Source organism: Pseudomonas sp. RIT-PI-r (assembly GCF_001297015.1).
In the GTDB taxonomy this organism is placed as follows: Bacteria; Pseudomonadota; Gammaproteobacteria; order Pseudomonadales; family Pseudomonadaceae; genus Aquipseudomonas.
The window spans coordinates 43,952-56,695 of the sequence record NZ_LIGE01000035.1; the positions used below are offsets into that span (position 1 = coordinate 43,952).

General features: G+C 60.1%; 9 protein-coding genes. 4 read left to right on the forward strand and 5 right to left on the reverse strand.

The window, feature by feature from the left end:
* From AK821_RS20165 to AK821_RS20175, 3 genes are all read right to left on the reverse strand, one after another.
* Complete coding sequence (locus AK821_RS20165; protein WP_064391274.1) at window positions 1-1,212, reverse strand: nitrate/nitrite transporter; 1,212 nt, start codon at window positions 1,210-1,212, stop codon at window positions 1-3.
* Between the two features lie 434 nt (window positions 1,213-1,646).
* A complete protein-coding gene (locus tag AK821_RS20170; RefSeq protein ID WP_042558507.1) occupies window positions 1,647-2,222 on the reverse strand; it encodes an ANTAR domain-containing response regulator in 576 nt (191 codons plus the stop codon).
* 15 nt (window positions 2,223-2,237) lie between these two features.
* The gene (locus AK821_RS20175; protein ID WP_064391275.1) at window positions 2,238-3,449 is read right to left on the reverse strand and encodes a CmpA/NrtA family ABC transporter substrate-binding protein; all 1,212 of its coding nucleotides are present in this window, start codon (window positions 3,447-3,449) and stop codon (window positions 2,238-2,240) included.
* A gap of 222 nt (window positions 3,450-3,671) precedes the next feature.
* On the opposite strand from AK821_RS20175, the gene AK821_RS20180 reads away from it, so the two are divergent.
* Window positions 3,672-4,691 (forward strand): quinone-dependent dihydroorotate dehydrogenase, encoded by a 1,020-nt coding sequence (locus AK821_RS20180; RefSeq protein WP_064391276.1) that lies wholly within the window; start codon window positions 3,672-3,674, stop codon window positions 4,689-4,691.
* A gap of 253 nt (window positions 4,692-4,944) precedes the next feature.
* On the opposite strand, the gene rmf is transcribed toward AK821_RS20180, so the two are convergent.
* The gene (gene rmf / locus AK821_RS29610) at window positions 4,945-5,160 is read right to left on the reverse strand and encodes a ribosome modulation factor (protein WP_003223300.1); all 216 of its coding nucleotides are present in this window, start codon (window positions 5,158-5,160) and stop codon (window positions 4,945-4,947) included.
* A 532-nt stretch (window positions 5,161-5,692) separates the two neighbouring features.
* Here rmf and rlmKL point away from each other — a divergent pair.
* On the forward strand, window positions 5,693-7,963 hold the full coding sequence (gene rlmKL / locus AK821_RS20185) for a bifunctional 23S rRNA (guanine(2069)-N(7))-methyltransferase RlmK/23S rRNA (guanine(2445)-N(2))-methyltransferase RlmL (RefSeq protein WP_064391277.1): 2,271 nt from the start codon (window positions 5,693-5,695) through the stop codon (window positions 7,961-7,963).
* Between the two features lie 147 nt (window positions 7,964-8,110).
* Window positions 8,111-10,492, forward strand: coding sequence for a sensor domain-containing diguanylate cyclase (locus AK821_RS20190; protein ID WP_064391278.1), 2,382 nt, complete (start codon window positions 8,111-8,113; stop codon window positions 10,490-10,492).
* Between the two features lie 137 nt (window positions 10,493-10,629).
* Here AK821_RS20190 and dacB read toward each other — a convergent pair whose 3' ends face one another.
* On the reverse strand, window positions 10,630-12,090 hold the full coding sequence (gene dacB / locus AK821_RS20195; protein ID WP_064391279.1) for a D-alanyl-D-alanine carboxypeptidase/D-alanyl-D-alanine endopeptidase: 1,461 nt from the start codon (window positions 12,088-12,090) through the stop codon (window positions 10,630-10,632).
* Between the two features lie 233 nt (window positions 12,091-12,323).
* On the opposite strand from dacB, the gene AK821_RS20200 reads away from it, so the two are divergent.
* Window positions 12,324-12,668 carry a YggL family protein gene (locus AK821_RS20200; RefSeq protein ID WP_064391280.1) on the forward strand — a complete coding sequence of 115 codons (345 nt, stop codon included), beginning with the start codon at window positions 12,324-12,326 and terminating at the stop codon, window positions 12,666-12,668.
* Window positions 12,669-12,744: the final 76 nt, after the last annotated feature.

Genomic DNA, 12,744 nt, shown 5'->3' on the forward strand with positions numbered 1-12,744 from the left:
TCAGACCCGCGCCGCCGTCACCGCCGCCGAACCCCAGGTGGTTCTCCAGCGACGCTTGACGCCGTGCAGGCCAAACCACGCCAATACACCCAGGCTGGCGAACAACCACAGGGCCAGTTGATAGCTGCCGGTGCTCTGTTTGATCGCGCCCATGCCAGCGGCCAAGGCAAAACCGCCGATGCCGCCGGCCATGCCGATCAGTCCGGTCATGACGCCGATCTCGAGACGAAAACGCTGTGGCACCAGTTGGAAAACCGCACCGTTGCCTGCCCCTAAACCGAGCATGGTGCAGACGAAAAGGGCGAGTGCCGCGTAGGAACTTGGCAGGTTGAAGCCGACGGCAGCGATGCAGATGGCGGCAACGGTGTACATCGCCAGCAGCGTGCGGATGCCTCCGAAGCGGTCAGCCAGTGCGCCACCCAGTGGCCGCATCAGACTGCCGCCGAACACGCAGGCGGCGGTGTAGTAACCGGCAGTCACCGGGCTCAGGCCGTATTGATCGTTGAAGTAGCCGGGCAGGGCGCTGGCCAGGCCGATGAAGCCGCCGAAGGTCACGCTGTAGAAAAACATGAACCACCAGCTGTCACGGTCGCCCAAGGCTTTGAAGTAGTCGGTCATGGCTTTGGCTTTTGGCCGTTCTGGCGCGTTCTTCGCCAGCCAGGCGAACAGCACCAGCGTCAGGATCAGCGGGATCAGGGCGAAACCGAAGACATTGCTCCAGCCGAACGCGGCGGCGAGTACCGGCGCCAGTAGCGCGGCGAACACGGTGCCGGAGTTGCCCGCACCGGCAATGCCCATGGCTTTGCCCTGATGCTGTGGCGGATACCATTGCGAAGCCAGCGGCAGCGCAACAGCAAACGACGCGCCGGCCATGCCGAGGAACAGACCGAGGATCAGCGCCTGTTCATAACTGTGGATGCCGATTTTCCAGGCACCGAACAAAGCGCAAATCACGATGACTTGGCCGATCAGACCGGCGGTTTTTGGCGACAGTCGATCGGCGAGCATGCCCATGATGAAGCGCAGTACCGCACCGGCGAGGATCGGCGTAGCGACGACGAGGCCACGTTGTTGCGTGGTCAAGTGCAGGTCGGCGGCGATCTGCACCGCCAGCGGGCCGAGCAGGTACCAGACCATGAAACTCAGGTCGAAATAGAGGAAGGCCGCGAACAGGGTCGGGGTGTGGCCGGATTTCCAGAAGCTTGAATTCATCGCGCACCTCAGCTGAAAAGAGTCTCGAAAGGAGTCATGCAACAGCAGGTGGGGCGCCGCCACGGCCGCACCACCGGCCCCGAGCTGTGGGGCCAAAACGCAAAAACGTCGCTACCTGATGCGCCGGTTGGGCGAACGGGTGAGCGACGTCTTTGTCGTGGGTGGGGCAACCGCCGTTGGTTACCTGTGCGTTTTACATAGCTAGATTTGTGCCAACAGCCTGAAAATCAAAAGCCCCTCACCCTAGCCCTCTCCCAGAGGGAGAGGGGACTGATTGGGGGATGCTCGAGAAGTACGCCGACCTGTGATTTTCTGCTGTGAATCCATAATCGACTCGGTCTTTCAGGTCGATGTTTGACGCCAGACACCTAGGTCGGTCCCCTCTCCCTCCGGGAGAGGGCTAGGGTGAGGGGCTTTTCAAGCGGTCATTACTTTCAGCCAAGCAACTCACTCATCGCAATAATCTGCTCCGCCACCTGAATCAGCTTCTGCTGCCGGCTCATGGCCTGGCGCCGCATCAGGGTGTAAGCCTCTTCCTCATTGCAGTCCTTCATCTTCATCAGCAACCCTTTGGCCAGCTCAATGCGCTTGCGCTCAGCCAATTGCTGGTCACGCGCGTGCAGCTGCGCACGCAACGCCTGATCACTCTCGAAACGCGCCATCGCGACATCGAGAATCGGCTGCAAACGCTGGGCGTGAATGCCTTCGACGATGTACGCGCTGACCCCGGACTTGATCGCCTGGCGCATCACCCCCGGATCATGTTCATCGGTAAACATCACGATTGGCCGAGGTTGGTCGCGGCTGACCAGTACCACTTGCTCCATGACATCGCGGCTCGGTGACTCGGTATCGATCAGGATCACGTCCGGGCGCACCGTTTCGACGCGCGCGGGCAGGTCGATGGTCAGCCCGGATTCGTCGATTACTTCGAAACCGGCCTCGGTCAGCGCGGCTTTAAGGCGTCCGACTTTTTTCGCTGTGTCGTTGATCAACAGAATGCGCAACATGTTCGCGGTCTCCTGTCAGCGGCGGGCGAGAAGGGGAGCATCGTCGCTCAACGCGTGCAACTTGAAGCTGCGCGCATAACCAGCGGGATCGCTGCCGTCCCAGATCTTGCCGTCGAGCAACTGGCTGCTGCGCATGTCGCTGCCCCACGCGGCAACGCCGAGCGCCGTGGCGGCCTCGCGATAGAGATCAAGCTGCTGAACCTGGCGGGCGACGGCGAGGTAATCCGGATCTTCACGCAACAAGCCCCAGCGGCGGAACTGGGTCATGAACCACATGCCATCGGACAAGTACGGCAGATTCACTTGGCCATTGCCGTGAAAACGCAGCGCGTGCGGATCCTGCCAGCGATTGCCGAGGCCATCGGCATAGTCACCGAGAAAACGTGGTTCGATGCAGGCCAGCGGAGCATCGAGATACTCCGGCGCACTCAGCAATTGCGCGGTGCTGCGGCGGTTCTCCGGGCTTTCTTCGATGAAACGGCTGGCTTCGAGGATCGCCATCACCAACGCTCGCGCAGTGTTGGGGTATTGCTCGACAAATTCGCGGGTGCAGCCAAGGACTTTTTCCGGGTGATCGGGCCAGATGGTCTGGCTGGTCGCCAAGGTAAACCCAAGATCCTGCTGCACCGCGCTGGCCGCCCACGGCTCGCCGACACAGAAGCCATCAATGCGCCCGGCCTGCAAGTGCGCGACCATTTGTGGCGGTGGCACCACCACGCTGTCGACATCCTGAAGTGGATGAATGCCCTGACTCGCCAGCCAGTAATACAGCCACATCGCGTGCGTGCCGGTGGGAAAGGTCTGGGCGAAGGTCAGTTTTGCGCGGCTTTGGTGCACGTGGCGGTCCAGCGCTTCAGGACTGGTCACGCCGAGGTGTTGCAGGTTGTGGGACACATTGATGCTTTGACCGTTTTGATTGAGGCCCATCAGCACCGCCATGTCGGTCGGAGCGACGCCCCCAATGCCCAGATGCACGGCGTAAATCAATCCGTACAGACTGTGCGCCGCGTCGAGTTCACCGCTGACCAGGTTGTCGCGCAGATTGGCCCATGAAGCCTGGCGCTTCAGGTTCAGCGTTAGTCCGTAAGGCTGGGCAAAGCCTTGAGTGGCAGCAACGACAACCGACGCGCAGTCGCTCAACGCCATGAAGCCGAGGTTGATCGCAGTTTTTTCCGGGGCATCGCTGCCATTGACCCAGGCCAGTGGCCCTACCGAAGGTTCATTCATCCAACGCCACCTCGAAAAAAAGCGTCGCCACGGACTTTGCGCAGGCAAAATCCGGGACGACGCCATTGTCCTTGCCCGCCTGCCTTCATTGGCCTGCGCGCTGATAGCGAAGAGGGTGCAAGGCATATGCCAGTGCCAGTGATTTGCGCGTGCGCCTCGCGCGGTGGGTCGTTGCCCGGCTATAATCGCCGCCTCTTTTCGCCGCCCGAGTCATCGCCGCCCATGTACACCCTGGCCCGTCAGCTGTTGTTCAAACTTTCCCCGGAAACCTCCCACGATCTGTCGCTGGATCTGATCGGCGCGGGTGGGCGTTTGGGCCTCAACGGCTTGCTGTGCAAGGCGCCGGCGAAGAAACCGGTGACGGTCATGGGGCTGGAGTTCCCGAACCCGGTGGGGCTGGCGGCCGGTCTGGACAAGAACGGCGCGGCCATCGATGGCTTCGCACAACTGGGTTTCGGTTTTGTCGAAATCGGCACCGTGACCCCGCGTCCGCAGCCGGGCAACCCGAAGCCGCGGATCTTCCGCCTGCCGGAAGCCGAAGCGATCATCAACCGCATGGGTTTCAACAACCTCGGTGTGGATAACTTGCTGGCGCGGGTGGCAGCAGCGAAATACAAAGGCGTGCTGGGCATCAACATCGGCAAGAACTTCGACACGCCGGTTGAACGCGCGGTTGACGACTACCTGATCTGCCTGGACAAGGTTTACGCCCACGCCAGCTACGTGACGGTTAACGTCAGTTCGCCGAACACGCCGGGCCTGCGCAGCCTGCAGTTCGGTGACTCGCTCAAGCAATTGCTCGCCGATCTGGCCACGCGTCGTGCCGAACTCGCCTTGCGTCATGGCAAGCATGTGCCGCTGGCGATCAAGATTGCCCCGGACATGACCGATGAAGAAACCGCGCAGGTAGCACAGGCGCTGATCGAAACCGGTATGGACGCGGTGATCGCGACCAACACCACGCTGAGCCGTGTCGGCGTTGAAGGCATGGAGCATGGCGACGAGGCGGGCGGTTTGTCGGGTGCGCCGGTGCGGGAGAAGAGCACCAATACCGTGAAGGTGCTGGCCGGTGAGTTGGCTGGGCGTTTGCCGATCATTGCTGCTGGCGGGATTACTGAAGGCAAGCATGCTGCGGAGAAAATTCTCGCGGGTGCGAGCCTGGTGCAGATCTATTCGGGCTTCATCTATAAAGGCCCGGCGTTGATTCGCGAATCGGTCGACGCGATCACCGCTCTGCGCTGATCCATAGACACCACTGTTCCCTTGTAGGAGTGAGCCTGCTCGCGATAGCTTTCTTTCGGTCACTTCATCAGCGACTGACAGACCGCTATCGCGAGCAGGCTCACTCCTACAGGTTATGCGCTCGGCACAAAAAACCATGCAATAAAAAGGGCTCCTCGAAGGAGCCCCTGGGCCGTAGCCCGCCGTCCGGGAAGGACGTGCGTGGTTAATTTGTTACAAATTCAGATTGTCGTGTCGGAATAAATGCCCTGTGTCAGCCGACGGCGTGAAGTTCGTTGAGTCTGTGGATTCCCGCAGTGCCGGTCATACCGTCCCAGTTGTCGCCGCGTCCTTCTCGCCAGCCGTTAATCCAGGCTTGACGTACCGACGGTAGAGTAAATGGGCAAAGCTCACGGGATTTGCCACCAACGCCATATTGATATCCGCGCAAAAATGCTCTTTCCAACGGATCACGCTTAAGTCTTCTCATAGGGTGTTTCCCTCACTTGTTGACTGTTTTGTGTCGCGTTGACCTCAACTGAGGTCTGGCAGAAAAAACCTGCCATGGTGCGGCTCGCTGCCGGCGTGGCGAGCCAAGGTGTTGACGCCGTTGCGACGTCAACCTGTGCTCAGTTCTAACCAATGAGTCACAGCGATGGAATGACCGTTTTGTCATAAGCACGTAACGAAAAGGGTGCTATAGCGATAAGTAACTGCGTATTTATTGAATGTTTATTGGGCAAACCCCGGTATGATCGGCCCCGCGCTGGATGATGGGGTTAATTCTTTAGTGTGAATGACCCACGTTTGCGCTGGGGTACTATTCGACGAAGGGTCGTTTTAAGACTTTTTGTTGCATCAACTTTTTTATCTGTCCTGGCATCTAAGCTCTTTTAACCCGAGCAGCGGGGATGGAACGGCACACCTTCGTGCCACGCGGGCGCTCTTTAAGAAAAGCGCCTGATTGAAAACCGGATCGGCAATGCGTTGCCGATTCACTAGCCAAAGGCTCTGGAAATACCATGTCCGACCGTTTCGAACTCTTCCTCACTTGCCCTAAAGGCCTTGAAGGCCTGCTCATCGAGGAAGCCGTCGGGCTTGGCCTTGAAGAAGCGCGCGAGCACACTTCCGCCGTGCGTGGCATGGCGACCATGGAAACCGCTTATCGCCTGTGCCTCTGGTCGCGTCTGGCCAACCGGGTGCTGTTGGTGCTCAAGCGTTTCCCGATGAAAGACGCTGAAGACCTCTATCACGGCGTGCTCGACATCGAATGGCAGGATCACATGCTCAGCGACGGCACCCTGGCCGTTGAATTCAGTGGTCATGGCTCGGGCATCGACAACACGCATTTCGGTGCGCTGAAAGTCAAAGACGCCATCGTCGATAAATTGCGCACCCCGCAGGGCGACCGCCCGTCGATCGACAAGCTCAACCCGGATCTGCGCATTCACCTGCGTCTGGATCGTGGCGAAGCAATTCTCTCCCTCGACCTCTCCGGGCACAGCCTGCACCAGCGCGGCTATCGTTTGCAGCAGGGCGCGGCGCCGCTGAAGGAAAACCTCGCAGCGGCGATCCTGATCCGCTCCGGCTGGCCGCGCATTGCCGCTGAAGGCGGCGCGCTGGCTGACCCGATGTGCGGTGTCGGTACGTTCCTCGTCGAAGCAGCAATGATCGCCGCCGATATGGCGCCGAACCTGCGTCGTGAGCAGTGGGGTTTCACGGCCTGGCTCGGTCACGTGCCGGCGCTGTGGAAAAAACTCCATGAAGAAGCCGTCGAACGCGCCGCTGCCGGTCTGGCCAAGCCACCGCTGTGGATTCGCGGTTACGAAGCCGACCCGCGACTGATTCAGCCGGGCCGCAACAACGTCGAGCGCGCTGGCCTCAGCGAATGGATCAAGATCTATCAGGGCGAAGTCGCGACCTTCGAGCCGCGCCCGGACCAGAACCAGAAAGGTCTGGTGATCTGCAACCCGCCGTACGGCGAGCGTCTCGGCGACGAAGCCAGCCTGCTCTATCTCTACCAGAATCTTGGCGAACGCCTGCGTCAGGCCTGCCTGAACTGGGAAGCGGCGGTGTTCACCGGCGCGCCGGATCTGGGCAAGCGCATGGGCATCCGCAGCCACAAACAGTATTCGTTCTGGAACGGCGCGTTGCCGTGCAAGCTGCTGTTGATCAAGGTTCTGCCGGATCAGTTCGTCACCGGCGAGCGTCGGACCCCGGAACAACGTCAGGCCGAGCGCGAGCAAGCGGCTTACGATCTGACTCCGGACGAGCCGCAAGAGCGCAAGTTCAACAAGAACGGCAACCCGATCAAACCGACGCCAGCCCCGGCACCGGTGATCGAGCAGCCGCGCTTGAGCGAAGGCGGGCAGATGTTTGCCAACCGACTGCAAAAGAACCTCAAGGCGATGGGTAAGTGGGTCAAGCGCGAAGGCATCGATTGCTACCGCGTCTACGATGCCGACATGCCTGAATATGCGATGGCGATCGACCTGTACCACGATTGGGTGCACGTGCAGGAATACGCCGCGCCGAAGTCTATTGACCCGGAAAAAGCCTCGGCGCGCATGTTCGATGCGCTGGCAGCGATTCCGCAGGCGCTCAACGTCGACAAGAGCCGCGTGGTGGTCAAACGCCGCGAGCGCCAGAGCGGCACCAAGCAGTACGAGCGTCAGGCTGCGCAGGGCAAGTTCAATGAAGTCAGCGAGGGCGGCGTGAAGTTGCTGGTCAATCTCACCGACTACCTCGACACCGGCCTGTTCCTCGATCACCGGCCAATGCGCATGCGCATCCAGAAAGAGGCCGCCGGCAAGCGCTTCCTCAATCTGTTCTGCTACACCGCGACCGCCAGTGTGCATGCGGCCAAGGGCGGCGCGCGCAGCACTACCAGTGTCGACCTGTCGAAAACTTACCTCGACTGGGCGCGCCGCAACCTGTCGCTGAACGGTTTCTCCGACAAGAACCGTCTGGAGCAGGGCGATGTGATGGCGTGGCTGGAAAGCAGTCGTGACGAGTACGACCTGATCTTCATCGATCCGCCGACGTTCTCCAACTCCAAGCGCATGGAAGGCATCTTCGACGTGCAACGTGATCAGGTGCAGTTGATTGACCTGGCCATGGCGCGTTTGGCAACCGGTGGCGTGCTGTATTTCTCCAACAACTTCCGCAAGTTCCAGTTGGAAGAAAACCTCGCCGAGCGCTACGCGGTCGAGGAAATCAGCGCGCAGACCATTGATCCGGATTTTGCCCGCAACACCAAGATCCACCGCGCCTGGAAAATCACGGCTCGTTGACGCTTTGTCGGGTTGGATCCACAGAGCCTTGATTTTTAAAGGCTCCGTGGATCTGCCCGCGCTAGCTAAATTAGTGGCTAATAGCTATAACTCACACACGGTCAATGGGGTTTTCCCGTGAATGCTGGCGTAGTGTGAGTTGTCTTTATGTCGTTGCACCCCGTGCGCCCTAAGATTCTGGGTTTTATCAGCGAAGACGTCTCGGCCTGGCTGGTCGCGATGCTGGTATTGCTCGCCGGTGCAATTCTCACGGGGTTACTCGCTTGGGCGACCCTCAATCAGTTTCAGCAACAAACGCGTCAGCGCTTCCAACTGCTGGCCAACGAACGTTACAGTCGTATCGAAGAACGCTTTCAGGATCAGGAACAGCGCCTCGATGGTCTGCGGCGCTTCTTTGCCAACTCTGAATCGGTGTCCCGCGCCGAATTCGACGGTTACACCCAACCTTTACTAATGCGTACCCAGGCCTACTCGTTTGCTCTCAAGGTCAGCGGACCCGAGCGCGCCGCTTTCGAGCAGCGGGTGCGTGACGAAGGCTTGAGTCACTTCACCCTGCGAGAATTGAATCCTCAAGGCGAACTGCAACTGGCTGGCGTGCGCGATGAATACGTGCCGGTGCTCTTCAGCCAGACGCAAAGCCGGCTTGGTTCACCGCTGGGGTACGACTTGCTGGCGCAGCCGTTGCGCCGCGACACCCTGCAACGTGCCGACAAGCTCGGCAGTCTGGCGGTATCGCAACCGATGCATCTGGTCAGTATCGAGCCGTCCTATGCGCGTGGCGTGTTGTTGGTGGCGCCGGTGAGCCGCAATGGCGAGCGCCAATCGTTCGGCTACGTGATGGCGGTGATCAGCATGCGCCAGCTGCTCGCCGACGGTTTGCCGGATGCCTTCCATGACTACCTGTCGGTGCGCATTCTCGACATGTCGACCCATGATCAGCACGAGGTGTTGTTCGAATCGACCAACGAGCCGGCGCCGAGCGACTTGTCCGCCACGCGTCTGGTACGCATGGCCGATCACGACTATCAGGTCGATATCTTGCCGAGCGACGCCTTCGTTCAGGCTAACCATTCGTCGGTTGGTAGCGTGATCATTCTGGGTGGCTTGCTCAGTTTGCTGCTCAGCGCCTTGCTCTACGTGTTGGTCAGTCAACGTCAACGGGCCTTGCGTCTGGTTCAATTGCGCACCCAGGAACTGCATGCAAGCGAACAGGAACTGCGGGGCACCCACGGCCAGTTACGCGGCGTGCTGAATGCGGCGACGCAGGTGGCGATCATCGCTACCGACCTGCGCGGCGTGATCAACACCTTCAATCCCGGGGCCGAACAGATGCTTGGCTACAGCAGTGCCGACGTCGTTGGCCATATGACCCTGGAAAACCTGCACCTGCCGCGCGAGTTGACGGCGCGCGCTGCCGAGTTGAGCGCGCGCTACGGTAAAAGCATTCCGACCTGCCACGCGATGCTCGTCGAGGGCGGCGAAGTCGGCGGTCACGAGGCGCGCGAGTGGACGCTGGTGCGCAGCGATGGCAGCCATCTGCCGGTGAACATGCTGGCCACACCGGTGCTCGATGAGCAGGGTTTGTGGGTTGGCCATCTGGCGATCTGCATCGACATCACCGAGCGCAAACGCGTGCACGAAGTGCTGGCGGCGCGGGATGTGTTGCTGAAGAAGCTCAGTGCGCACGTTCCCGGTGGTATCTATCAGTTCAAAATGGAGTTCGACGGGCGGTTCAGCGTGATCTATGCCAGCGACGGCATTCGCGAGATCTACGAACTGGAACCGGACGTGCTGTTGTTCAACGCTGAAGCGATCTTCACGCGCATCCATCCTCAGGACATCACCCGCGTGCGCTCTTCCATTCGCGCCTCGGCAGACAGCCTCAGCCCGTGGCGCGAGGAATACCGCGTGCAACTGCCCGAACGTGGCCTGCGCTGGGTGCGCGGCGAGGCGACGCCGGAGGAGCTGCCGGGTGGCGGGGTGCTTTGGCATGGCTATATCTCGGACATTTCCGATCTGAAACGCGTGGAAGAAGAACTGCGTGCGCTGTCGGTCACCGACTCCCTGACCGGGATCCACAACCGTCGCTACTTCCAGGAACGCCTGACCACCGAAATGGCCCGGGTCGAGCGCGGCGGTGGCGAGCTGTCGGTGATCATGCTCGACATCGACCACTTCAAACGCATCAACGACCAGTACGGCCACGCCGTCGGCGACCGGGTGTTGCAAGCGGTGTGCGAGCGCATCGGTCATCGCCTGCGCCGCACCGATGTGTTCTGCCGTTTGGGCGGCGAAGAGTTCATGGTGCTGTGCCCGGACATCGACGGCGAGCACGCGCACATGCTCGCGGTCGAGTTGTGGCAAGGCTTGCGCGGCGCGCCGGTGGACGTGGTTGGTGTGGTCACGGCGAGTTTCGGTATCGCCAGTTGGCGACCGGGGGAGGGCGCAGATGCGTTGCTGTTGCGCGCGGATTCGGGTGTGTATATGGCAAAGCAGCGCGGCCGCGATCGCGTCGAGCAGATGAGCTGACTTCAATACGCCGCAACCCCTGTGGGAGCTGGCTTGCCAGCGATAGCGTCATTTCAGTCAGCATATTCAGTGGCTGACATTCCGCAATCGCTGGCAAGCCAGCTCCCACAGGGTTTTGTGCTGTTGCTTGAACGGCGTTACAAAACCGAAGCGGTCTGCGCCAGTTTCGGTTGCTTGTAGAGGTCCAGCAGCACCTGATCCAGCACCGACGATGCACCAAACGGCGCCTTGTCGTTAAGGATCGCCACTACTGCCCAGGTATTGCCATTCACATCACGGCTGAAACCGGCAATCGCCCGCACAGTGTTCAGAGTGCCGGTCTTGACGTGCGCCTCACCGCGCATGGCGGTGGTTTTCAGACGCTTGCGCATGGTGCCATCGGTACCTGCAATCGGCAGCGAGCTGATGTATTCGGCGGCGTAAGGGCTGTGCCACGCGGCTTGCAGCATGTTCGCCATTTCACGGGCGCTGACGCGTTCGGCGCGGGACAGGCCGGAGCCGTTCTCCATCACCAGATGCGGCGCAGTGATGCCTTTCTTCGCCAGCCATTGACGCACCACGCGTTGCCCGGCCTTGGCGTCGTCACCGTCGGCGTCATTGCGGAATTTCTGCCCCAGGCTGAGGAACAGCTGCTGGGCCATGGTGTTGTTACTGTACTTGTTGATGTCGCGGATGATTTCCGCCAGATCCGGCGAGTAAGCACGCGCGAGCAGTTTGGCGTTGCCCGGGGTCGAGGCCAGACGATCCTTGCCCTGAATGCTGCCACCCAGTTCTTTCCAGATCGCGCGCACGGCGCCGGCGGTGTAGGTCGCATGGTCAAGCAGAGACAGGTAGGTCTGCGAGCTGCAGCCTTCGCCCAACTGGCCGGCAACGGTCACGGTGACGCTGCCGTCCGCTTGCGGCACCGGGTTGTAGCGCACGCCGCCGGTGCATTGCTTGGAGTTCAGTGCTTTGACGGTGTTTTCAATACGTACAGTGGCGATCGGCGGCTCGACCGAAATCAGCACCCGGCCGTTATCGTTGCGGGCAACAAAGCGCAGGGCCTTGAGGTTGACCAGCAGCGAATCGGGTTTGACCAGGAACGGTTTGTTCTCGTCGTTGCCGTCATCGTTGAATTCCGGCAACACCGGCTGCACGAAAAAATTGCGATCGAGGATCAGGTCCCCGGTGACCTGGGTCACGCCGTTGGCGCGCAGGTCGCGCATCAGCAGCCAGAGTTTTTCCATGTTCAGCTTCGGATCGCCGCCACCTTTGAGGTAGAGGTTGCCGTTGAGGATGCCGCCGTTCAGGTCGCCATCGGTGTAGAACTCGGTTTTCCACTGATGGTTGGGGCCGAGCATTTCCAGCGCCGCGTAGGTGGTGACCAGTTTCATGGTCGAGGCCGGGTTGACCGACACGTCGGCGTTGAACACGGTTGGCGTGCCCGGACCGTCCAGTGGCACCAACACCAGCGACAGGGCGCTAGGCTGCAATTTGCTCGCCTTGAGGGCTTTTTCGACGTTCGGGGTGAGGGAGGTGTTGATGGTGGCAGCAGAAACAGGCAGGGCCAGAGGCAGAAGGAGGCCGGCGAGAAACAGTGGACGCAACGATTTGATCATATGAAATAAAACCCTACAGCCGAGGGGAAAAAGACGAGGACATGGATGAAAAAGCCCTCAGTGGTCACGAAAGTGTCGGCATTATGCCCCAAGGTGTAACCGATTGTGCCGTCCTCGGGGTGGCGATTCGCTGATTTTTTTACAGGCGGTCAGCCGCTGTGTCTACAGAGGCGGGCAATCGACGGCTTAAACTGGTAAAGTGCCCGCCGTATTTACTTAAGAGGATTGTTCCAATGGCGACTAACCGTTCCCAGCGTCTGCGCAAAAAACTGTGCGTTGATGAATTTCAAGAGCTGGGTTTCGAACTGAACCTGGACTTCAAAGAAGACTTGTCCGAAGAAGCCATTGACGCTTTCCTCGAAGCATTCATCAAAGAAGCCATGGAAGCCAACGGCCTGGGTTATGTTGGCGGCGACGACTTCGGTCTGGTATGCCTGCAGAAGCGTGGCTCGGTCAACGGAGAGCAGCGCGCTGCCGTTGAAGCCTGGCTGAAAACCCGCGCCGAGCTGACCAAGTATGAAGTCAGCCCGTTGCTGGACGTTTGGTATCCGGAAAAGCCGATCAACGCGGCTAAGTGATACTGAAAAAAACGGCGACCTGAGGGTCGCCGTTTTTTTTCGTCTGGTGTTTGGGTGTTCGGTTTGGGATTTGTGG

Bases quoted from the DNA above. Each gene is read 5' to 3' on its own strand.
- AK821_RS20165 (WP_064391274.1), bottom strand. From the start codon at position 1,212: ATGAATTCAAGCTTCTGGAAATCCGGCCACACCCCGACCCTGTTCGCG.
- AK821_RS20170 (WP_042558507.1), bottom strand. From the start codon at position 2,222: ATGTTGCGCATTCTGTTGATCAACGACACAGCGAAAAAAGTCGGACGC.
- AK821_RS20175 (WP_064391275.1), bottom strand. From the start codon at position 3,449: ATGAATGAACCTTCGGTAGGGCCACTGGCCTGGGTCAATGGCAGCGAT.
- AK821_RS20180 (WP_064391276.1), top strand. From the start codon at position 3,672: ATGTACACCCTGGCCCGTCAGCTGTTGTTCAAACTTTCCCCGGAAACC.
- rmf (WP_003223300.1), bottom strand. From the start codon at position 5,160: ATGAGAAGACTTAAGCGTGATCCGTTGGAAAGAGCATTTTTGCGCGGA.
- rlmKL (WP_064391277.1), top strand. From the start codon at position 5,693: ATGTCCGACCGTTTCGAACTCTTCCTCACTTGCCCTAAAGGCCTTGAA.
- AK821_RS20190 (WP_064391278.1), top strand. From the start codon at position 8,111: ATGTCGTTGCACCCCGTGCGCCCTAAGATTCTGGGTTTTATCAGCGAA.
- dacB (WP_064391279.1), bottom strand. From the start codon at position 12,090: ATGATCAAATCGTTGCGTCCACTGTTTCTCGCCGGCCTCCTTCTGCCT.
- AK821_RS20200 (WP_064391280.1), top strand. From the start codon at position 12,324: ATGGCGACTAACCGTTCCCAGCGTCTGCGCAAAAAACTGTGCGTTGAT.